Source organism: Bacillus sp. IS1 (assembly GCF_032461585.1).
Lineage (GTDB): Bacteria > Bacillota > Bacilli > Bacillales > Bacillaceae > Bacillus > Bacillus velezensis.
On sequence record NZ_JAWCWR010000001.1, the window covers coordinates 1009858 to 1028670 of the forward strand.

Annotated in this window: 31 protein-coding genes and 4 pseudogenes; all 35 read right to left on the bottom strand. The window is 35.9% G+C overall.

Annotated features, from left to right (window positions below):
- Complete coding sequence (locus tag RUW00_RS04550; protein ID WP_021493462.1) at positions 1-828, bottom strand: HNH endonuclease; 828 nt, start codon at positions 826-828, stop codon at positions 1-3.
- A gap of 656 nt (positions 829-1484) precedes the next feature.
- Positions 1485-1778 carry a hypothetical protein gene (locus RUW00_RS04555; protein WP_280145194.1) on the bottom strand — a complete coding sequence of 98 codons (294 nt, stop codon included), beginning with the start codon at positions 1776-1778 and terminating at the stop codon, positions 1485-1487.
- Positions 1775-2509: a hypothetical protein gene (locus RUW00_RS04560; protein ID WP_280145195.1), complete on the bottom strand. Its 735-nt coding sequence runs from the start codon at positions 2507-2509 to the stop codon at positions 1775-1777. The genes RUW00_RS04555 and RUW00_RS04560 overlap by 4 nt, the downstream gene beginning before the upstream one ends.
- The gene (locus tag RUW00_RS04565) at positions 2506-2853 is read right to left on the bottom strand and encodes a hypothetical protein (RefSeq protein ID WP_280145196.1); all 348 of its coding nucleotides are present in this window, start codon (positions 2851-2853) and stop codon (positions 2506-2508) included. Before RUW00_RS04565 ends, RUW00_RS04560 begins: the two co-directional genes overlap by 4 nt.
- A 59-nt stretch (positions 2854-2912) precedes the next feature.
- Positions 2913-3278, bottom strand: coding sequence for a hypothetical protein (locus RUW00_RS04570; RefSeq protein WP_280145197.1), 366 nt, complete (start codon positions 3276-3278; stop codon positions 2913-2915).
- A 128-nt stretch (positions 3279-3406) separates the two neighbouring features.
- Positions 3407-3913: a dihydrofolate reductase gene (locus RUW00_RS04575; protein ID WP_280145198.1), complete on the bottom strand. Its 507-nt coding sequence runs from the start codon at positions 3911-3913 to the stop codon at positions 3407-3409.
- Positions 3913-4752, bottom strand: coding sequence for a thymidylate synthase (locus tag RUW00_RS04580; protein WP_315956508.1), 840 nt, complete (start codon positions 4750-4752; stop codon positions 3913-3915). The genes RUW00_RS04575 and RUW00_RS04580 overlap by 1 nt, the downstream gene beginning before the upstream one ends.
- Before the next feature lie 471 nt (positions 4753-5223).
- Positions 5224-5523 (bottom strand): hypothetical protein, encoded by a 300-nt coding sequence (locus RUW00_RS04585; RefSeq protein WP_280145200.1) that lies wholly within the window; start codon positions 5521-5523, stop codon positions 5224-5226.
- Complete coding sequence (locus tag RUW00_RS04590; protein WP_280145201.1) at positions 5516-5779, bottom strand: hypothetical protein; 264 nt, start codon at positions 5777-5779, stop codon at positions 5516-5518. The genes RUW00_RS04585 and RUW00_RS04590 overlap by 8 nt, the downstream gene beginning before the upstream one ends.
- A 58-nt stretch (positions 5780-5837) precedes the next feature.
- Positions 5838-6236 (bottom strand): hypothetical protein, encoded by a 399-nt coding sequence (locus tag RUW00_RS04595; RefSeq protein WP_280145202.1) that lies wholly within the window; start codon positions 6234-6236, stop codon positions 5838-5840.
- A gap of 197 nt (positions 6237-6433) precedes the next feature.
- Positions 6434-6862, bottom strand: a complete 429-nt coding sequence (locus RUW00_RS04600) for a dUTP diphosphatase (RefSeq protein WP_021493477.1) — start codon at positions 6860-6862, stop codon at positions 6434-6436.
- A gap of 260 nt (positions 6863-7122) precedes the next feature.
- The gene (locus RUW00_RS04605) at positions 7123-7362 is read right to left on the bottom strand and encodes a thioredoxin family protein (RefSeq protein WP_021493478.1); all 240 of its coding nucleotides are present in this window, start codon (positions 7360-7362) and stop codon (positions 7123-7125) included.
- Positions 7359-7766, bottom strand: a pseudogene (locus tag RUW00_RS04610) (ribonucleotide-diphosphate reductase subunit beta); the annotation flags it as partial. The pseudogene RUW00_RS04610 and the gene RUW00_RS04605, both read right to left, overlap by 4 nt.
- A gap of 206 nt (positions 7767-7972) precedes the next feature.
- On the bottom strand, positions 7973-8611 hold the full coding sequence (locus tag RUW00_RS04615; protein WP_021493480.1) for a GIY-YIG nuclease family protein: 639 nt from the start codon (positions 8609-8611) through the stop codon (positions 7973-7975).
- A 125-nt stretch (positions 8612-8736) separates the two neighbouring features.
- Positions 8737-9345 (bottom strand): annotated as a pseudogene (locus RUW00_RS04620) (ribonucleotide-diphosphate reductase subunit beta); the annotation flags it as partial.
- 230 nt (positions 9346-9575) lie between these two features.
- Positions 9576-10955, bottom strand: a pseudogene (gene nrdE / locus RUW00_RS04625) (class 1b ribonucleoside-diphosphate reductase subunit alpha); the annotation flags it as partial.
- 153 nt (positions 10956-11108) lie between these two features.
- Complete coding sequence (locus RUW00_RS04630) at positions 11109-11792, bottom strand: HNH endonuclease (protein ID WP_280145203.1); 684 nt, start codon at positions 11790-11792, stop codon at positions 11109-11111.
- A 106-nt stretch (positions 11793-11898) separates the two neighbouring features.
- Positions 11899-12618: pseudogene (locus RUW00_RS04635) on the bottom strand (ribonucleotide reductase N-terminal alpha domain-containing protein); the annotation flags it as partial.
- Entirely contained in the window at positions 12581-12976 is a 396-nt protein-coding gene (gene nrdI / locus RUW00_RS04640; RefSeq protein ID WP_280145204.1) for a class Ib ribonucleoside-diphosphate reductase assembly flavoprotein NrdI, read from the bottom strand. The gene nrdI and the pseudogene RUW00_RS04635, both read right to left, overlap by 38 nt.
- Positions 12973-13338 (bottom strand): hypothetical protein, encoded by a 366-nt coding sequence (locus RUW00_RS04645; RefSeq protein WP_104679053.1) that lies wholly within the window; start codon positions 13336-13338, stop codon positions 12973-12975. The genes nrdI and RUW00_RS04645 overlap by 4 nt, the downstream gene beginning before the upstream one ends.
- 18 nt (positions 13339-13356) lie before the next feature.
- A complete protein-coding gene (locus RUW00_RS04650) occupies positions 13357-13506 on the bottom strand; it encodes a hypothetical protein (protein ID WP_156524413.1) in 150 nt (49 codons plus the stop codon).
- Positions 13507-13552: 46 nt separating this feature from the next.
- Positions 13553-13825: a hypothetical protein gene (locus RUW00_RS04655; protein WP_232489665.1), complete on the bottom strand. Its 273-nt coding sequence runs from the start codon at positions 13823-13825 to the stop codon at positions 13553-13555.
- A 13-nt stretch (positions 13826-13838) separates the two neighbouring features.
- Positions 13839-14051 carry a DUF1653 domain-containing protein gene (locus tag RUW00_RS04660; RefSeq protein WP_232489664.1) on the bottom strand — a complete coding sequence of 71 codons (213 nt, stop codon included), beginning with the start codon at positions 14049-14051 and terminating at the stop codon, positions 13839-13841.
- Positions 14052-14057: 6 nt separating this feature from the next.
- The gene (locus RUW00_RS04665; protein WP_232489663.1) at positions 14058-14435 is read right to left on the bottom strand and encodes a hypothetical protein; all 378 of its coding nucleotides are present in this window, start codon (positions 14433-14435) and stop codon (positions 14058-14060) included.
- Between the two features lie 15 nt (positions 14436-14450).
- A complete protein-coding gene (locus RUW00_RS04670) occupies positions 14451-14642 on the bottom strand; it encodes a hypothetical protein (RefSeq protein ID WP_232489662.1) in 192 nt (63 codons plus the stop codon).
- A gap of 35 nt (positions 14643-14677) precedes the next feature.
- On the bottom strand, positions 14678-15034 hold the full coding sequence (locus tag RUW00_RS04675) for a hypothetical protein (protein ID WP_280145205.1): 357 nt from the start codon (positions 15032-15034) through the stop codon (positions 14678-14680).
- Between the two features lie 36 nt (positions 15035-15070).
- Positions 15071-15343 (bottom strand): hypothetical protein, encoded by a 273-nt coding sequence (locus tag RUW00_RS04680; RefSeq protein WP_038458560.1) that lies wholly within the window; start codon positions 15341-15343, stop codon positions 15071-15073.
- A gap of 39 nt (positions 15344-15382) precedes the next feature.
- Positions 15383-15754 carry a YopX family protein gene (locus tag RUW00_RS04685; protein WP_017697097.1) on the bottom strand — a complete coding sequence of 124 codons (372 nt, stop codon included), beginning with the start codon at positions 15752-15754 and terminating at the stop codon, positions 15383-15385.
- Between the two features lie 26 nt (positions 15755-15780).
- Positions 15781-16080 carry a hypothetical protein gene (locus RUW00_RS04690; RefSeq protein ID WP_017697096.1) on the bottom strand — a complete coding sequence of 100 codons (300 nt, stop codon included), beginning with the start codon at positions 16078-16080 and terminating at the stop codon, positions 15781-15783.
- Positions 16081-16124: 44 nt separating this feature from the next.
- Complete coding sequence (locus RUW00_RS04695; RefSeq protein WP_017697095.1) at positions 16125-16472, bottom strand: hypothetical protein; 348 nt, start codon at positions 16470-16472, stop codon at positions 16125-16127.
- Positions 16469-16840: a hypothetical protein gene (locus RUW00_RS04700; RefSeq protein WP_396334717.1), complete on the bottom strand. Its 372-nt coding sequence runs from the start codon at positions 16838-16840 to the stop codon at positions 16469-16471. Before RUW00_RS04700 ends, RUW00_RS04695 begins: the two co-directional genes overlap by 4 nt.
- A gap of 66 nt (positions 16841-16906) precedes the next feature.
- On the bottom strand, positions 16907-17227 hold the full coding sequence (locus RUW00_RS04705) for a hypothetical protein (protein WP_053574326.1): 321 nt from the start codon (positions 17225-17227) through the stop codon (positions 16907-16909).
- Complete coding sequence (locus tag RUW00_RS04710) at positions 17224-17349, bottom strand: hypothetical protein (RefSeq protein WP_014470220.1); 126 nt, start codon at positions 17347-17349, stop codon at positions 17224-17226. The genes RUW00_RS04705 and RUW00_RS04710 overlap by 4 nt, the downstream gene beginning before the upstream one ends.
- Positions 17350-17380: 31 nt before the next feature.
- Positions 17381-17854: a hypothetical protein gene (locus tag RUW00_RS04715; protein ID WP_079005113.1), complete on the bottom strand. Its 474-nt coding sequence runs from the start codon at positions 17852-17854 to the stop codon at positions 17381-17383.
- A gap of 98 nt (positions 17855-17952) precedes the next feature.
- Positions 17953-18126 (bottom strand): hypothetical protein, encoded by a 174-nt coding sequence (locus RUW00_RS04720; RefSeq protein ID WP_280145207.1) that lies wholly within the window; start codon positions 18124-18126, stop codon positions 17953-17955.
- Positions 18127-18813: the final 687 nt, after the last annotated feature.

Below are 18813 nucleotides of genomic sequence, written 5' to 3' on the forward strand. Positions count from 1 at the left end.
TTATCCCCCTTCTTTGTTTAAGTACATAAACAGTTGCATATAATTGTTGTTAGTGTATCCATATGTATTATGAAAATGTTCATGGCAAGAATCACACAAGGTCAACCCGTTATCAACTTCTAGTCGAATATCTTTATGCTCCATATAATTATAGATATGGTGAGCAGTTAAATATTTTTTCTTTTTAAGCCAGCATTTTTGACATGTGTAATCATCCCTCTGTAGAACTTTCTTTCTCCACTGTAAATATTCACGATACTTTCTGTCATTTATCCTCTGAGTATCAGTTTTATTCTTATTCCACCTCGGATTACCTTCTCTAAAACGACTCTTCCTATAGCACTGCTGGCATCCCCCTCCTTGTTGAAAATAGTTCCACGCAATTTCTCCATAGTGTCCATTCTTACATTTAAAAGCTAACTTGCTCTTTTCGTTGGCGTATTCATTTGATAAAAGCAATAAGTTTTTCTTTAAGAATTCTTCTTTAATATAATCAATGCTCAATTTCAGGCTTTCCTGATGACATTTTAAACATTTAGATCCATTATTAATTTGAGACCACAATTTTGTTGATTTATGACCATTCTTTAAACAGATCAAATCAACTTTACCTTTTACACCTTTGTATTCTGATGTTAAAATAAACCCTCTTTCCCTCGCTTTATCCTCATAATAAGAATGGCTATGTTTTTTACATTCATATTTTTTATTTTTGTACAACCGGTTAAATTCATTATATTTAACTGACTTAACATTTGTGCATTTCTCTTTGTCACAAGAAACTAAAACCATTTTTTCAGAAGTAAGTGGTAAATGATAATATGGCACATGAAATTTATCCCTCCAAAAGGTAAATTCATATCCTAGTGTTTGATAGTGTCTCGATGTCATAGGATTCCAGCTGACCTCAACCTTTTGTTCTTTAATAATGCCTATACATTTCACTCCTTTGTTTATTGTTCATGATTACAAAGCGTTTAGTTCGCCTAGCCCAACAAAGTATGAATGGCCAATTTCATTAATCAAGAGGGGTCTGTCCCCTCTCTTTTTATGCTCCTCTTCCAAATCCATAAAGTACTACTGGCATTTTATTCACCTCCTTTGGTGAACATATGAGTGACTCATTTTAATATCCTCCAGCAAAAACAAGTGAAATTATCAATAGCCAAAAGACTGCTCCTGAAACAGCAAGAAAGCTTTTTGTAATACTCATAAACTCTTGAAAATCATTCTTCAACGACTCTTTCACTGTATCACCTTCTCTTTAAAATACAGATTTCATATTAACTTAGTCGTAATAACTAATTTCTTTTTTATCCATCACTTTTCGGATTATTCGCTCATGCTTCGACCGCTTTCTTTTGTTGCTTCCTTAACTTTTGGTGTTTGAAACATTCCATCGCAAGTCCAATCGTACCCGCTATACTTTTTAAACACTGTTGTTTTCAAGCGTCTATGGTACGTCGCTCACGCGCCTCCTTTCGTTAATTCTCGTTTGCCGGATGGCGATGTATGAGCTTAATCGTATCCGCAAGACCAATCGGCACTGATACTTCCGTTACATGATTCGTTTCCCATTTTTCAGATTGACTTCGCGCATATACAACAACATCCTCATCGTAGACATATTTAACAACTCCGACAGTTTTTGTTGAAATTCGGTAAGATTGAGGTTTCCAAAATAGCCGAAACCCTAATTCGGTAAATTCAATTACGTCACCCTTTCCGATCTTGCTTCTATCAAATACTTTCGCGTTTCCATTTTTAGTAATACTCATTCGCCCACCCCTTCGCGTGAGTCGTCGATGATTTTATAGCCGTATTTACGATCATCTTTCAAGTATATTGCTGCACAACCGGAAAAAGGCGGCCAACTATCGTCTTCAATAACTAGCGCTTTGTGAACCCCGCTATCATCCGATATAAAATCGCCTACACGAACCTCAGTCGGCTGCGGAACGTTCAAGTATTCGTCAGGCACCGCCAAGCCTAGGGCACGTCTTAGCGCAATCACCTTTCCGATATGAACGTTGAAACAATCGTAAGGTGCGGCTTTGGCGATTCCTTTTGCGTAAACACTACCGGTTCTGATGCCTTTTAATAATGCAACAACCGTTCTTTTTTCACGATTGACTACATAATCGATGTCACAAGATGCATAGTTTGGCGAAACTGTTTCATATCGCACACCATCACCGTAATTAGACAGTTCCTCAACGTCCGCCTTCGCTTGCTCAACGATTTCATCACGGCGGGCTTGTGCGCTTTTCTTCGGCTTCCATAAACGTTCCTCTAACGTCGTACAGACCGGAGTCGTTACCGTATTAACATCGCTAGATATAACAACAACGTCTTGATTCGTTTTTGCGTAGTGAACTACGAATCTATAAGAATATGCTCCACCAATAACGACATCTCCAAAACGAGATTTATAGCCTAAATATTTATCCTCCTTCTTTTCAAATACTGTATTCGCATTATTGATCACCGTTTGATTTACGTTTTTCATTTCTTAACTCCTCCACTCTCAATTAAATTAATTTGATCCTCAATTTCATAAATGAACCCCTCTAAAGCTGCTTGATCAACCATAACTCGTCCATCTTGGACTTTGATAATTTCATTTATTCGGCCATCCATATTTCTAAATTCTTCTGCTTGCTGCACAGTAAACATTGCTCTGTATTTCTTTATGTATAAAAGAAAATCTTTAAGTACTCCGATCTCCCCAATTTTGTGGAGATTGAAATCTTCTTGTTCCACTTCTAGCCGGAGTAAAGTTGCTTCCTTTTCTAAAACATCAACTTCAAGCTGTTCTTTCTTTGACAGCAATTCTCGCTCTTTTTGTTGCAATTAATCACCTCCTTATAAGGATTCAATATGTATTCACAAGGTGAATGTGGATCATATCTTTAAACTGATTCATACTTTAAATGCTTGTTTTTCTTTTTGCTAATTTTATACTCTGCAATTTTTAGTGATTCAAGAGTCCAACCGTTATTGTTCAAACTCCCGAAAAGTGTGTTCATTAATTGGAGCTCTTGTTTTAAGTTTCTTCTCTTTCTCAATATCCTTTGACCTTTTAACGAAAGATGATATCCCTCTGAAGCATTAAATTTTGCCTCTTCTAACTTGTGATAAAATTCATTGAGCTCTTTATCAACTTTCCCTAGCTCTTTATAAAGGTTGTCAATTTCATTTTGAATTCGTTGTTTAGTCTCCTCAATTGCTACAAGAGGTTTGGAAATGGAAACAAGATAATCTGTTGCGGTTTTCATATCGTCACTCCTATTTATTATTTTATTTTTATTCTAAAAGTATGTAAAAAAAGACAAGCTTTTAACTTGTCTTTATCTTATCATTCAACTTCCCAAAAGTCTATAACTATTTTATTTTTATTCTTAAATTATTTTGAGTAAGTCACAAATGAATAATTAAATGTGGTATTGTTGTGTGCTTTCCTGTGATCCTTTTCAATTATTCTCCAATCATCATTTAACCTTGGAAAATATGAATCTGCCTTCTCAGCAACTGAGTCAACAATCGTCAAATAAACCTTATCAGCATGTGGCAAGAATGCCTCGTAAATAGCGCCTCCTCCAATGACCATTACCTCTTCATCTTTATCCAGCTGTCCTCGTACAAGCTTTAATACATCGTTAACCGAATGATAAACAAATGAAGAGTGATCAGGCTTGAAATCTTTATTTTTAGTCAATATGATATTCCTTCTGTTTTGAAGTGGTTTTCCTGTAATGTTTACGATTGATTCGTATGTAAGCCTTCCCTGTATACACAACTTTCCTGTAGTGAGTTCTTTAAAACGTTTCATGTCTTCAGGAATATGGTAAAGCAAATTATTTTCATATCCAATGGCCATTGATTTGTCGCAGCAAGCAATAAGAGATAGCATTATACTGCTACCTCAAAGTAAAGCTTGTCTCCATGCTTATAATTAATCAGCTTGAAATCGTCAATTGTGAAATCACAGAAGTCCTTTACATCTGGATTAATCCATAACTGAGGTGCTTCATACTGCTCTCTGTCCATTTGAATTTTTAAAATGTCTATATGACGAGTGTACACGTGACAGTCTCCAATATTGAAGATATACTCACCTAGCTCATAGCCAGTAACTTGAGCAATCATACGCTGCAATACATTGTACTGAAACACATTAAACGGATTCCCGAGTGCGAGATCATTACTGCGACAGAAAACTTCTAAATGCAACTTCCCGCCTTTTACAAGCCATTGAGTACCATAGACACAGGGAGTCAATGCCATCGAGTCTAATTCATCAGGATTCCAAAGCGTTGTAATATGTCTGCGTGATGATGGATTATTTTTCAACTGATGAAGAAGATAATCAACCTGATCAACCTTTTCACCGTTTAGTATTCTGTTCTTCTTACCAAGCTGATAGCCATAGGCATTGCCGATCGTACCGTCTTCTTGTTTCCATTGATCCCAGATATGCACGCCCATCTTGTTTAATTCGTTAACATTGTTTGATTTAAGTTGCCAGATCCAAAGTAATTCCTTGATTGCTGTTTTCCAGGCAACTTTTTTAGTCGTTAAAATCGGTACTTCGGAATTATCAAACCGCAATTGCTTACTGAGTACACTTAATGTATTTGCTGGTGTTCCATCAGTATCCCATTTGGTTCTGACATCGAATTCTTCGTCTGATACACCATTATTAATAATGTCATTTATGATTGTGTTGTACTGCTTATCAAACTGAGTCATATTTCTATTCTCCTTTATCTAAACCAACTGATAATAAAGTTAATCACGAAGACAATATTACCGCAAACAAACAGCATGTACACGAACTTGTTTTGTTTGTTGTTTGAGTCACCGTCCAAAACATCAAGAATTTTAAACATTGTTAAACCGGTATAAATTAAAGCAAAAGCTGTCCAAGCTAACATTAGCAAGTTACCGTGCGTAATCAGTCCAATAGTAGCCAAGGGGATAATGAACGAAATCCCCTTGAACAATGTCATGGCATACACTAAGTTCTTATTTTTCTTCAGTTCTTTATAGGGTGTGTTAGAAAGCATATACGTAACTTTAGCGTATACATTCTGTTCTCCTCGTGTAATTAATCTAATTTCATTAATGTTAAGTGCAAATAAGTATGCTGCAAGTAATAACGTAAAGTATGTAATCCTAATACATCTCCTTATTTTATTTTTATTCTATAAATAATTATAATTAATCAAACAACTCTCCAGCTCTCTTCATGTCTTTGATTTCTTCACTTACACTTTCTTCGATTGCATGAGGCAACTGATCAATTCCCCGTTGTATTCTTTTCTGACCTGTATTTCTTATTTGTAATGTTAGTTCTTTAAAGCCCTCCATTGCTTCGTCGGATATAAAATAAAACTGCTCCTGAATCTTAGCTAATAAGCTTATATATTCTTCTTCATCTTCATTGAAAAGTTTGAGACCCTGTTCAAGGTTGTTTATTCCTTTTAGATGAGCTTTTATTTTCTCTATGTGATTATTCATGATGGCTCCTTTCAACAATTTCTAAAACTTCAGCGATCTTATCTGTTAGCTGTCTTCCTAGGTCTGTTGTTTGTTCATGATCCAGTTTGTTCATTATTCCTTTGCCATTAAGAAGTTCTCTCTTTTCCTCCAAAATTCCAATTTCAATTTTAATCAGTTCTCTATAAGCTTCGCTTTCTTTAGGAAACAACCCAGAGACAACTTTCACAGCCTGTAGTCCTTTGTTTAATTTATAATAACGATAAATATTCTCCATATTTGTCCCCTTTTTGTTTTAAATTTGATTCTATCTCATTTAATCAATGGAATTTTATCTAAAACACATAGTTGCACACAACTGGGATTGAGACTGCAGTTTTCTGCTTAGCTCTATAAAAATCATTCGCCAGCTCAATGTCACCAACTACATAGCTAATGTCTTTAAGTTCTTCGATTTTTTTATCAACTGGAAAAGTGTTTGGGCAATATGTTTTTCGATTTATCAATTTAATTAGAGCTTCTTCAATGGTTTGAATTTCAAATAACAGAGTCCCATCATGTGTGCTATTTGCAGTCAGTTTATAATCAAATTCTTCGTTAACACTTTTATCATAAGACACATGCCCAAGCTTAAGATTCTTTAAGTCTCCATGATAATCATCTAAATAACCGCTTCTTTTAAAAAAGAAGGCAATCTGTTCATTTGGATTTAAGTATTCAGTTCTTTTATTCATGGTTTTCCTCCTTAAAGTTTTGTATAAAAGTCTTCTTTTATAGAGATGTGCATTCCATCAACACCCCTGTTTTTAAAACCTTTTCAGGAAACAACCTCTTTGTTTGGCATAATTGTTGGGCTTTTTGAGTATTTTAAGTTGTACCCTGGCTGAGACCCTCCACTGGACAAACATCATGATCAAAGCCAGGGCTTGTATTACTTAGTTCCAGTCGATCCGTGACCTCCTCGATCATTGTTGCCTAAATGATCTACCTCAATCAATTCAACTGCAGGCATCTTCTCCATGATTCTGAACTGACAGATACGTTCCCCTTTTTTAATTACTGTATCCCGTAATGCATAAGCCGGAAAGAACCAGAAATCATTGTCTCCCTTGTAGGACTCATCAATAACACCCATTGAGTTTGTCTCAATGATGCCAAAGTTTTTAAATGTACTTGAACGTGGAACAACATGAGCCTCATATCCTTCCGGTAGCTCCATTGCTACTCCTAAAGGGATAAGTTTAAATTCGTCCTTTTTGATTGCTACATCTTCAGCCGCTCGGAGATCAATCCAATCCCCTTTCTCAATTTTGCTGATCCTTGTTTGTGTATCATCTAAATATTTGATTTTAATTTGCATTATGTTTTATTAACTCCTTTAGTTTTTTATGTGAAACATCTATTATCCAAAAATTAAATAAGCAACCCAATCTGAGTACCGTTGAATAATCCAGTCTACACGTTTAATCTTGCAGAAGGTTATCCAATCAATTATCCATAAGGGTATTATAGTGATTAAAAAAACCAATAACAATATGTACTTCCACCACAAAAGCCTGTTAAAATTCCAACCGAATATGGTCAGCCCTCCCTTTTAATTACAATAAAATCACCCTTTTTTCATAATTCCTTTAACAACTCATCAAGTTCATTAGGCTTAAAACCAATACTCCGCTTTACTTCTTCTCCTTGCTCATTAAGCAAGAAAGTTACCGGTACACCCATGACACCAAATTGTGCTGCCACTTCCGGATTCTGTGTTACATCAACTGTCTCATATTTGACTCCTGCATCATTTAAGTAATTGGACACCATTTTGCAGGGATTGCAATTTGGCTGCTCTAATTTAATTAATCTCATTGAATACATCCTTTCTCGGTAAAAATGAAATCTGAATCCTTTAATGGCTCCACCGTTGCTTTTTTGTACCCATTCCCTTTTTGGCTAAAGAAGTCATGCGACTTAGTTTTAGTACTCAATCCATTAATAACGATTGGGTTAACGTCTTCTTCCTCGAACAGATGATCAAAGCCCAAGTTGTTTAATGCTTTATTTGCGTTGTATCTGATGAATTTCTTTACATCTGGAGCTAAACCAACCTGATCATAAACATCTTCTGTATACTCCAATTCATTTTCATAAAGCTCTTGTAGCAAGCATAAAGCCCATTCATACAGTTCTTTTTGCTTCTGAGGCGTTTGTTTCTTATATATCTCTTGAGCTAATAAACCGATATATGTTCCATGTCCTTGATGTTCCCTTAAGTTCGCTATACTTAAAGCGTGGACTAACCACAGCTGCATGTCGCCATGCAGAGCAGACTATATCACAATCCTAATTTAGGATTCCTACCGTTTCGATTTAAGGGATTCTCACCCACGCCAATCACTTGCGCCCTACTTCTGTTGCGGAATTCCACCGCCAATGGAATAGTCGTTGGGCATTTATCTAATCATCATTAAAATTGTTTTTATTTTATAAAGTATATGTTTGTTATTGAATCGTCTGATGCAAGCTTTGATATTTTCTTCCTGTCTATGCCCGTATGTAATTGAGCTTGCGAACAACTGCTGTATATTTGACCGCCAACGAAGACTTTTTTTGCTCTAGCATTGTTTTCAATCATTTTCTTTATATGACTATCGCTCTTAGGGATACCTTTATTTCTCCCTTTGTTCTTTTTAGAAATAATCATTTTTGTTTTCTCAGAATGTCGTCTTCCAAAGAAAGGATTTTTTTCTCCAATTAGCTTAGAGTGAACTTCACTTGCAACCTTTTTTGCATAATCAGATTGCTTGTATCCTTTATTTGAAAGCCCGCCGTCATTTAGGTTAAATCCACAATATTTACTGTTATAGTATGCAATGAAAAACTTCTCCATTTTTTCAGCAAGTTTGATGCTAGAACATTTGCATAATAAGTGATGTGTATACATATCAGTGCATTTATGCAAGTTAAAGTCTCTTTGCAATTTATGATTATGATGATAGTTTCCTTTTAAATAGCGAATATGTTGTTTAAATCTATCGTCAGCGTTGTTAACATTTTTGGTTAAGCCAATGTAAATCTTCTTATTTTGTTTATTCATTATCATATAGACATAATACAAGGCAACACTCCTAAATATTGAATTTAATGATGATTAGAATTTAGCAAAGGATTATCTTAGCTATAAGATTTCCCCTTTTTAGATAGGTTTTCATTTAACATTACTGCTAAATGCCACTAGCACTTAATGGCTTCGTCACGGATAATCAAATTCACAATTTCCCCGCTCTGCATGAGCTTCCCTTGTCCATAAAAGTAAAGTGGATAATAAAACCCTGAGTAGAAAAGGAAACTCTCCAGAAACACAGACGCAACCATTGCTTTGAATAAGGAAATAACATCGTTTTTCTGAACTGCTTTATAAATTGAAACAATTGTTCTTGCTTTCTTTTGAAGAAACCTATTGTTTTTCACCCATTCGAAGACTTCATTGATCTGCTCGGTTGGAGCTAATGTAAGAAAGATGTTGCTGTAAGACTTCGCATGGACAGCGTTTTCCATCATCGCCATGAAATTAAGAACCGCTTTTCGCTGATGGCCTTCGACGTGCTCGGCCACAATCGGCATGCCCGTGTTCCCCTGCTCTGTATCAAGCAGTGTCAGGCTGGCGAGCACCTTCATATACGTATCCTGCTCATTTTTACCTAAGTATTTCCAAGTGAGGAGATCGCCGTTTAATGCGATCTCTTCGGGTAGCCAGAACTGCTTTACGTTTTGGTTGTAAAACATTTGCGTAAAGTCGTCTTCGTGCCGCGACCAATCGGCCGCCGTATGGATTTCGTTTGCGTTCGTCAATTATTCGTCCTCCTTTCCCCGTTTGCCTTTATGCTTAACTACACCCAACACTTCCGATGTCTTGATCTCGTCCCGGTATCCTAATAAGCAGTTCAGTATCGGGAAGTCTTTATGGCGAACTTCGAGGTACCCACCTTCATACGCTTGAATAACTTTCGCATTAATTAATGTACCCCCGAAGTAGTAGATAATTATGTCTCCACGTCGTATACTCTTCTGTCTCTCCTCACTTAAACCGCGCATGACAAACACCCCTCCTGTGTCGTATCTTTAGTCCGTGCATAATAAAGCGTCTTGATTCCCTTATGATGCGCGTATAAGTCAATCCGGTTTAGATCGCGCGTCGTCATCGTATCTTTCAAAAACAGCGTAAACGAAATGCCTTGGTCGACGTGCTGCTGAATAGTGGCAATAAGATCAACTACCTTAAACATATCCATGTCGTATGCTTCCTTATAAAAGAACCAATTCTGAGCCGATAAACCTGGCATTGGATAATATGTCTTACTGTTTCCGTATGTACGTTCCTCGATTCTCTCCATAATAGGCATTACGCCGGCCGTAGATGATTGAACGTATGAGATGCTTCCTGTAGGTGCAATAGCCTGCCTATACGAATGATACAAGCCATATTTCATAACATCCTCTTTAAGTTTCATCCAATCTTCAATGTTAGGAATATGTTGATCTCCAAACAGGTTTTTAACCTTTTCATATTTAGGGCTATAATCGTTTGTCACGTACTTATCAAAATACTCGCCTGATTTGTAAGTTGATCCGTCAAACTTGTAGTACGTCTCCCCTGTTTCTTTTGCAATTTCCATTGAACGTTGCAGGGAGTAGAAGTTAACCATCATAAAGTATGTATTTGCAAAATCCTTAGCTTCTTCACTTTCATAAGCAATTTTATTTTGAGCTAGAAAACCATGCAGGTTCATCTGCCCTAGACCAATTGATCGCATTAGTGTATTTGCTCTCGCAACAGCTGGGGCATTAACAATGTTTGTTTTTCTTGTAACAGTTGTCAATGAGTCAATTGCTATTCTAACCGTTGAAGCAACTGATTGATTATTCATTGCATTTACAATGTTCATGGATCCAAGATTACATGAAATATCTAATCCAATTTCATCTTCCTGATCGTAATCTGTATAGACTGACACTTGTGATGCTTGGAGGACTTCAGAGCACAAATTAGAAAACTTCACTTTTGAAATATGTTCATTTGGATGCACTTTATTTACATTGTCAGCAAACATGATATAAGGATATCCAGATTCACTTCTTAAAATGGCCAATTGCTCCAACAGCTTTCGAGCATTTCCTTTTGCTTTTCTAACCCTAGGGTTTTCAACAAGCTCATCATACATTTTATTGATGTCCATCTCATCAAGATACTGCCCATATTCTTTGTAAACTGAATGAGGATAGAACATGTAAAAATCCTTATCTTCTCTTGCCAATTCAATAAATTTATCAGGAAGAACTACACCAATAGACAGTGTTTTAACTCGGACATCTTCATCTGCTGAGATTTTTTTGGTATCCAGGAAATCTGTAATATCTGGATGGAATACACTTAGATAAGCTGCTCCAGACCCTTGCCTTTGCAGACCATTCAGACGTGTTCGCTAAGCACGCCCCGCCATACGGCTGCTTCATGTTACCATGAAGGTTAGACTATATCTTCACCCTCTAAGGGTGCCTCCTGTTTCGACTGCCAATAGCTTGCAGCCTACGCCTTTCGGCTAGTCGTTGCACGTTCAAGACGTTTGATCTAAGTGTTTCCACTTTTGCCGCAAACAGATTTTTTTAATGATTGTTTTACTCGCATATGTATGTGTTTCAGAGAGTTCTTTAATGGACTTACCACTTTTAAAATCATTTAAAATTGACAGTGCTTGAATTTCAGTAATTTTAGCCTTTGGGCTTTTTTCTCCAATCAAAAGCAGTCCATGTTTTAAAGCATGCTGAGCATTTCCTTTTGGTGTAACCCACTCTAAATTTGAGAGCTTTGGATTCGCTTTGTTACCGTCGATATGATTTACATAAGGCAAATTTTCAGGATTAGGTATAAAATTGAGTGCAACTAACCTATGTACTCGTTTACCGACCTGCTTACCTTCCTTATATAAGGTCACTTTTACATATCCTTCACCATCAATCTTAGTCTTTAAAACAGTGTTCTTTTTCAAATTAATCACTCTGCTATGATTTGTAATCCCGTACCCAGGGAAATCAGGAATTGGAGTAACTATCTCTCCCTTCATTAAAACAAAGGGAATTTGTGTTTTCCTTAGCCCCATCTTTATTACACGGTGATTGATTGCTTCTCTGGAAACGCCCAATTTTTCTCCTATTTCTTTGGCAGTCATTGAACTATAATTTTCGCGAATAAAATTCTCATCAATATCGAACTTGTTATGCGGTCGTCTTGCTTCGCTCATGATTGTCCCCCTTTATTTTGGCTTGTGATTGACCCAAACCATCTGAGGAGTTCCCATGAATTAAAGAGGTTTTCGATCGCCATTTCTGACGAAAGGGGCCAAATCAACCCATCTGATCTGCATATCTAAAAGCATTATCTAATAGCTTCATAACACCTACGACACCTTTTGTGGCGTTTTCCACATCTTTAATCGCTTCACCTCTGGCTCTTAATTTGTTTAGATTAAGCGCTACGCCACCACCCACTTTAGACAGCTGCATGGAAATATCGATTGCCCGTGAAATATCATTCAAACTGTCTCCCACTTCAAGCAAGAAACAGCTCACCATTTCGCCTCTTCGCTTACGTCCCGCATTAAGAAAAGTAGGTGTTGCCGGTTGATACTCTTGCTTCATCATAGAGTGTACTTCCTCAACAGCCTTTTCATAATCACCGTTTGCACAATACAAAGCTACAATTGAAACACGATCCTCATATCTTTCCAGAATCTTTGTTTTATCGTTTGTCTTCAATGCGTAGTCATTGTAGAACTTGAAAGCACTCATGAAGGAAGGGAATCTGAATTTGTAACTATAAGCAATCTTATAAATTGATTTAATCTGCTCAAATGTGTACTCGCTTAAGAATTCTTCTTCGTAATAATCATTTTTAATCAGATAATCCAGTTTCTCTTTTAAGTCATGAAAAAAGACTGTATTTTGATTAATGTAATCAACAAAGTAGCTGTGTACTGCCTCCTTATCCTTCTCAAATTGAAACTTACCGTCTTTCTGAATCATGATCTCATTATTGAGCTTGATCCACTTTGGTATTGTGTTTGTCAATAAGTTGTACCTCCCGATTAATCTTCTGTAAGTCTTGTTTTGTTCCACTTAGTTCAAACTTTAATAACAATGGTACGTGGAACATTGCTGAAAGCTTATCCCCAGCTAAACCATAGTTATCACCCCAAACCTTGTTACCACTCACAGCAACCCCTTTTATTTTATTTTTATTCTTAACAATAAAATTTAGAGTCTTTTCAGGTACTTCCCCAAAGCCTATCGTATATGTAATATGTATGAATTCTTCTTCAACGATTAAGTCATCTGTAATTTCAATGATGTCGAAGTTTAACTCCCTTTGTAATGCTTGAGCAAATCTTTTCACATTACCTGTCTTGCTTTCATATGTAATAATCAATATTCTTTATATACTCCGTTAACTACGCTGTTCGTGGTTGTTTCTGCTTCATTTTCAGCATGATGGAATGCTTCTGATATTTCTAAATTAATGTCTCCCATTTCCACGTAACCATTAGCCATACTTTCATATAACGAGCTCTTCTTTTCTTCAACAACAGGAACATAGTCTTCTAGATTTTTTTCTAATTCAACAAATTGATTACCCTGTTGGTCAGTGGCAATAATATCTCCTTCGATCACAGGAAAAGATTGCCCATCAGCTAAATGAATATGAGTATTCTCAGTGGCTATTGTAAAGGTAATAATGTTTTTCTTTTTTACATACGGTTGAGTTGAATCAATACGTCTAACAGCTCCCATTCCACAACTCCCTTTTCTCTATTTTTTGTTTTTATCTTTTTCGTGTCTTATGTCCAACTTATCCATATCATTTAGAATATGGTCAATAACAACATCACTGAACTTACCGTAGACCTTATATCCAATTAATTTGCTTCTCAAATCTCTCCACTTTCTTGCTGCACTCATACTACTTCCCCTTCCTATGAAACTGTGATTTTATAGAATTAATCTCTTACAATAAATGTCCATCCATTACAACTATGCCTTCTTCTCTGCCTTTTAAATTGTTTGTAATCTCATCTTTAAAGAAGAATCCTTGTTCAAATCTAGTTCTATGAATGTAGGCTTTTACTGCATGATCTAATGAAACTTCATACATTTCTTTGCTAAGATTCTCTTCGTCATCATCAGCAACTTCTTCTGTATATAGCTTCATTGCCTTTTCTTTTGTATTTGCCTTGATTAATGCGTAATATGGATCACTTACCTCAAAGAATTTCATCATATTTCGTCAACTCCTAATCTATTTTTGTGAATCTCTTAATCTCTTTACCATCAATAATCACTTTTCCAAAGAACATTTCTTTAGGTCTTGCCCAAAGAACAGCGTATTGGTCTTCATATGTAACCAGCTTTTCTTCTGTTTCAGTGTGAATGACCTCTCCTATAACCTTATACAGACCGCCTTTATAATGTCTAAACCAGCAACCAATTACTTCGTATGTATCCATTTGAACTTATTTCCCCTCAAATTTCAGTTTTAGTCTTTCATATTCTAATCTTTCTCGCTCTTCTTTTTTCTTCTGGTATTCAATTTGACGAGCTTCTTCTGCTTTTTTAAGCTTCAGCTCATAATCAGCCCAATCCTTTTTTGTAATGATTTTTAGTCTATTAAGTTCATGTTTTGCATATCTGTTCTCATATAACTCTTTTTTTGCCCGGCATTCATTAAATACAATGGTATTTGTTTGATCTTCGTCCAAATCAAAAACCTGTTTTACAATCAACACCCCACCATCTTTGGTTACGATTATAGTGCTATCACAAAATCGGTTTGCATGAATGAATCCAATTTCTTTGCCGATCAGATCATTCGGTTCTGATATAAAGTACATTTCCTGCCTCCTTATTTAAGACTCCTCTAAATGAAACAATAAAACATTTTCATATGGATCTAATTGAATTTCATTGCTTGTTTCTTCACCATTAATTCTGAATTCAATTGGCGTATCTCCGTTAAAATCAAGTTGGTCTTGCAACGCTTTAATTACATCACTAACTTTAGCATTAATTAATTTCCCATTGATCTCATCATAAGCCATTGGTTATTCCTCCTTTTCTCTTTAAAATCATCCTTTTAAAGTAATGAATAAAATCCCAGTTCGCTGACCGCCCCGCCAGCCATTGTTTTGAGCACTTTGAATTCTAATTTAACTGCCAAGTCTCCTGCCATGTTGAAATGAATTTTATTAATGTCCACCTTAAACACCTTTGTTTCGCCCTCATAACTTGTCAATTTCATTTTAAGTGGACTTTTTATCCCCTCGTTCAAATCAAACACCTTATATGCTGTTGAATTCTTACCAGTGTTTATAGTAATCCTGTCCTCATCCTCAACAGCTTCAATGTTCTGGTAGTGAAGAACAATTTTCGTTTCCTTCGGTAAATAATTATTAAATTTTTCTTTAAAAACAGAGATTTCTTTTAAAATCATATCTGACTCTCCTTTTGCAAAAAACTATTTTTCTGGTTAATCCTCTTGAGGGACTTTAATATAATTTGGAGCTTCCTCTAGCATCTCATCAAATATTTCGTCAATTGCTTCCTGAAATACAGTTAACCCAGTTTCACTATTTGTTGAGGTTTCATTAATCTTTTCAGCAAACCCTTTAGCAAATTGTCTTTTAAATTTAACCTTAATTGATTCATCCCAGTTGTTTGGATTATTGTTGAATGCCACTTCTAACAAATCGATCGGTAGAGTAATGACTACATTTTTCCCTTTGACTTTCGCGTAATCCATGATTTCCATCTCCTCTTTTGTTTAAAATAAAACTTTTATTCAATTCCTTAAAATCTCTGGATCTTCATAAATATTTCCGATAACTTCACCATGTTGGACATCTTCCCACTGCTGAGAAAACTCCTCAACACCTATTAGAGGAGCATCTTTATCTCCAATTACAAAAGGATCAAACAAGTATCCACCGAACTCTGCTGAGAAAACACATCTGTATGCGCAGCCTTTGCTTTTCATATAAGGTGTTTGAAATAAATCCTCTTCATAAATTTCCTGCCCTTTCTTATCCTTAAGCCCCGTGTACTGCATGAGGATGTTTTTCGTACAATGACTGGTCGTTGGCTGCTTTAAAGTAAATTCATAAATCATCTCTTTTTTGCCCTTAATCCAAGAACGGAACTTTATTTCTCTCATTGCAATTCTCCTCAATCTTTATCCAGTTATGCGTTCAGAACTCCGTTCCAGTCATTGAATTCTTCAATGTCTTTGTTCTTATTCTTCCTTCGCAATTCATCCGCTTCTACTCTTTCAATGATTTTTTTAACTTGTTCAATTAGACTCCATTTTCTTAAACCTGTGCTTAATCCAGGGACTCCATTACCCACAGCCAGTAAACTTTCCGTAGTAAGATCCTTAACCTTCCATTCTAGAATGTCCCACCCTAGCCCCGTTCCTTCTTCAACGGATAATTTAATTTCATATGTACCTATAGCTGTTGTAATCTTTTTTGTTAATTCCATAACATCACCCTCCATGTATTTAAGTTCATGCGAATTTCTCCTCGTTAGATAAACAGTGTGCTCACATACAGAACGATCAACGCAAAAGCTGAATACAGTAAAGACTTGCCTGCTTTCTTGAAGATGTTTTCGTTTTTGTCTTGATCTGACTGTTTTACACCTTTGACAAATACGTTGAGTAAAACACCAATAACAAATGAATGAGGTAAAGTGAAATGAACATTTTGAATACTGTATGTATCAATAAGCAATGGGTTTAACACATGATTCAATCCGTAATAAACAACTAGTGACATAGTCAATGCTTCAACAAAAATGAGTAACCCAACTACAATCAGAGAACCTGATCCGATAAAGAAACCGTTCCGAATATCTTTTGTATCCTTATTCAATAAATATCTCTCCTTTGGTCTTTTTTAGTTAGCCTTTTCCACCAGGAAGTTTTACTCACTTCATTTTGTTCTTCAACTCGATGATTCTCTTGTCTGACATGTTGCTGCCATTCCTCTTCAAGTTCCGTTTGCTCTTTAATTGCTCTTTCAAGACTTTCTTTGTCTTCAATTGTCTTAATGATCTTATCGGTCTGATATGTCCATTCATTTTTTGTGTTGCGCTGCCTATCTGTTACGACTACGTATTCGTTAAACCCTGGGATATACACTTTCCCTCCGACTTCAATTGGGTCTAAATCAATAATTCCTTCGAAGAAGGCTTTGAACTCAGTTTTTTCCTTTTCAGTAATACCGCAAAGAATATCCAGCCCCCAACTTTTCTTAATTACCTTCCCTTCAAATGTTGCTTTATGCCGTCCCACTTATCCACCTCCTTATATGTAACTTCCTAATGTGTAATCTGAGATAATTCCCTCTTCAATTAAGTAAGACATAATTTCTTGGACTTTATCATGTATGATATGTGGAAATTCAAGTTTTTCTCTTGTATAAGCATTCATGTAGTACTGATAATCATATGGTTGCAAACTTCTTTCATTTAGAACATCAATTTCACCGTTTAGACTGTTTTTATGTATTGTTAAATTAAAAGTAATATTAGGGTGAATTGATTTTATGAAGTACCACTTTGATTTCACGTGATCTGTAAAACCGATGCCTCTCATTTGTTTCTCTTCAAGTATGTGAAACCTCATTTTTCTCCCTCATTGATGATTTTCTTTACGGCTTTTAAAAGCATGTTTAGTGATTTCTTGTCACCCATTTCATCCCGATTGACCTCAATAAAGTGAACTGCTGACATTAATTTATCCTGCATTTCAGTTGCTCCTCTCGATAAAAATTGAATTTTAACCTAATTTCTCCAAGATAATTTTAAGATAATCTTTGAAGTCAATAGCTACAGCTTCTTCACCTTCTACACGTTTCTCATCTCTTACGCCAAAAAACCATCTATCACCTACCCACTGGCTTGCAGTTATATTATTTCTCCCGAACACATCATGACCTTTGAAAGGATTTGCCTCTTCTATTTTCTCTAGCATAGACCTTATGTCTGTGAAATACTTAGAACGTTTTTTAAATGCATAGAAGCCAGCTTTTGTGGGGTTTTTCACCACTTCATCTTTAAAGAAGTCATATGCTTCTGTTCCTGCGCGTACTCCGAAATACTCGGAATGATAGAACGAAAAACCATTCTTAATTCCGTATGTTGCTTCGAATTCATCAAAGAATTTGTTAATATCTTCTCTTCGTTTCTTCTCAGTTTTATACCAATTGCTTTCTTGCTTAATCTCATAAATTGGTGCATCTAATGTTTCCATGGCTCTATGCTCCTTTTTTGTTTATCACCTAAAGACATCATTTGTTCCAATTTGTCGCATACTGCGCTTTCCCAGGAAATCATTTATATTTCCTTTCACTATTTCAATTCCACCACTTCACACCAAGTTCTTAGTGAACTGTCTTTTTTTAAATTTAAAGCAGCTACACCAGCTACATCTCTATATGAAAATTCAGCAACTTTTCCATCACTGTCTAGCATTTTTCCCACATATTCTTTTCCAGCCCAAATCTCTACTACATACTTACTCATACAACATCTCTCCATTCTCAATAAAAGGAATATTTTATTTTTACTCTTAAAGTAACTGCAAGTAATCCAATGTCTTTTCTAATTTCATGTCTTTACAATTTTCAATGCATTCTTTCTTGATTGCTTCTCCGCATTCTTTATGTACCGCGAATTCCTCATATTCTTTGTTGTCAGCTATTCTTATGTAATAAACGATCTCGCCTATGTGATCCTTGCATTTAACACACTCCAATGCATCACCTCGCTTCCTATATTTCTAATATACTCGCATTTTCTCGGATAATCAACAACTATTTTATTTTTATCCTCAAAAAGCTTCTTTTAAATTTCTTAACTTTACCGTTGCCGCCAAAATATCCGAATCACACCTTTTCCATATGCGGTTATCCTCTGGCCTTAAATTGTTCTCTAAGTAAACCCAAAGCTTATCCAGTATCTCCTCAATCTCATCTACGTCATTATTAATGATATCCTTGGCAATATCCCTAATTACCCGAAACCTCCTCTACGAGAATATGATTATAGCTTTCCCGTTGTCATTCTTTATGTACGGCGAATGTTTTCTCTGAAGGTAATTTGTCTCCTTACTTTCCCCAATGCTCACGTTATAAACAGTCTTTACCTTATGTATGTCTAATGCCTTCCGGTTAGCCTCTTCTGTAGACGTTGCTTCAATTATCAAAGACG

What these genes read in the sequence shown, in the direction of transcription:
- RUW00_RS04570 (WP_280145197.1), bottom strand. Translation starts at nt 3,278, where the DNA reads ATGAAAACCGCAACAGATTATCTTGTTTCCATTTCCAAACCTCTTGTA.
- RUW00_RS04690 (WP_017697096.1), bottom strand. Translation starts at nt 16,080, where the DNA reads ATGGAATTAACAAAAAAGATTACAACAGCTATAGGTACATATGAAATT.
- RUW00_RS04575 (WP_280145198.1), bottom strand. Translation starts at nt 3,913, where the DNA reads ATGCTATCTCTTATTGCTTGCTGCGACAAATCAATGGCCATTGGATAT.
- RUW00_RS04600 (WP_021493477.1), bottom strand. Translation starts at nt 6,862, where the DNA reads ATGCAAATTAAAATCAAATATTTAGATGATACACAAACAAGGATCAGC.
- RUW00_RS04605 (WP_021493478.1), bottom strand. Translation starts at nt 7,362, where the DNA reads ATGAGATTAATTAAATTAGAGCAGCCAAATTGCAATCCCTGCAAAATG.
- RUW00_RS04710 (WP_014470220.1), bottom strand. Translation starts at nt 17,349, where the DNA reads ATGCAGGATAAATTAATGTCAGCAGTTCACTTTATTGAGGTCAATCGG.
- RUW00_RS04715 (WP_079005113.1), bottom strand. Translation starts at nt 17,854, where the DNA reads ATGGAAACATTAGATGCACCAATTTATGAGATTAAGCAAGAAAGCAAT.
- RUW00_RS04595 (WP_280145202.1), bottom strand. Translation starts at nt 6,236, where the DNA reads ATGAATAAAAGAACTGAATACTTAAATCCAAATGAACAGATTGCCTTC.
- RUW00_RS04580 (WP_315956508.1), bottom strand. Translation starts at nt 4,752, where the DNA reads ATGACTCAGTTTGATAAGCAGTACAACACAATCATAAATGACATTATT.
- RUW00_RS04720 (WP_280145207.1), bottom strand. Translation starts at nt 18,126, where the DNA reads ATGAGTAAGTATGTAGTAGAGATTTGGGCTGGAAAAGAATATGTGGGA.
- RUW00_RS04555 (WP_280145194.1), bottom strand. Translation starts at nt 1,778, where the DNA reads ATGAGTATTACTAAAAATGGAAACGCGAAAGTATTTGATAGAAGCAAG.
- RUW00_RS04630 (WP_280145203.1), bottom strand. Translation starts at nt 11,792, where the DNA reads ATGAGCGAAGCAAGACGACCGCATAACAAGTTCGATATTGATGAGAAT.
- RUW00_RS04665 (WP_232489663.1), bottom strand. Translation starts at nt 14,435, where the DNA reads ATGTACTTTATATCAGAACCGAATGATCTGATCGGCAAAGAAATTGGA.
- RUW00_RS04685 (WP_017697097.1), bottom strand. Translation starts at nt 15,754, where the DNA reads ATGAGAGAAATAAAGTTCCGTTCTTGGATTAAGGGCAAAAAAGAGATG.
- RUW00_RS04680 (WP_038458560.1), bottom strand. Translation starts at nt 15,343, where the DNA reads ATGGATTACGCGAAAGTCAAAGGGAAAAATGTAGTCATTACTCTACCG.
- RUW00_RS04645 (WP_104679053.1), bottom strand. Translation starts at nt 13,338, where the DNA reads ATGGGAGCTGTTAGACGTATTGATTCAACTCAACCGTATGTAAAAAAG.
- RUW00_RS04675 (WP_280145205.1), bottom strand. Translation starts at nt 15,034, where the DNA reads ATGATTTTAAAAGAAATCTCTGTTTTTAAAGAAAAATTTAATAATTAT.
- RUW00_RS04705 (WP_053574326.1), bottom strand. Translation starts at nt 17,227, where the DNA reads ATGAGGTTTCACATACTTGAAGAGAAACAAATGAGAGGCATCGGTTTT.
- RUW00_RS04650 (WP_156524413.1), bottom strand. Translation starts at nt 13,506, where the DNA reads ATGAGTGCAGCAAGAAAGTGGAGAGATTTGAGAAGCAAATTAATTGGA.
- RUW00_RS04660 (WP_232489664.1), bottom strand. Translation starts at nt 14,051, where the DNA reads ATGGATACATACGAAGTAATTGGTTGCTGGTTTAGACATTATAAAGGC.
- RUW00_RS04590 (WP_280145201.1), bottom strand. Translation starts at nt 5,779, where the DNA reads ATGGAGAATATTTATCGTTATTATAAATTAAACAAAGGACTACAGGCT.
- RUW00_RS04670 (WP_232489662.1), bottom strand. Translation starts at nt 14,642, where the DNA reads ATGGCTTATGATGAGATCAATGGGAAATTAATTAATGCTAAAGTTAGT.
- RUW00_RS04560 (WP_280145195.1), bottom strand. Translation starts at nt 2,509, where the DNA reads ATGAAAAACGTAAATCAAACGGTGATCAATAATGCGAATACAGTATTT.
- RUW00_RS04585 (WP_280145200.1), bottom strand. Translation starts at nt 5,523, where the DNA reads ATGAATAATCACATAGAGAAAATAAAAGCTCATCTAAAAGGAATAAAC.
- RUW00_RS04655 (WP_232489665.1), bottom strand. Translation starts at nt 13,825, where the DNA reads ATGATGAAATTCTTTGAGGTAAGTGATCCATATTACGCATTAATCAAG.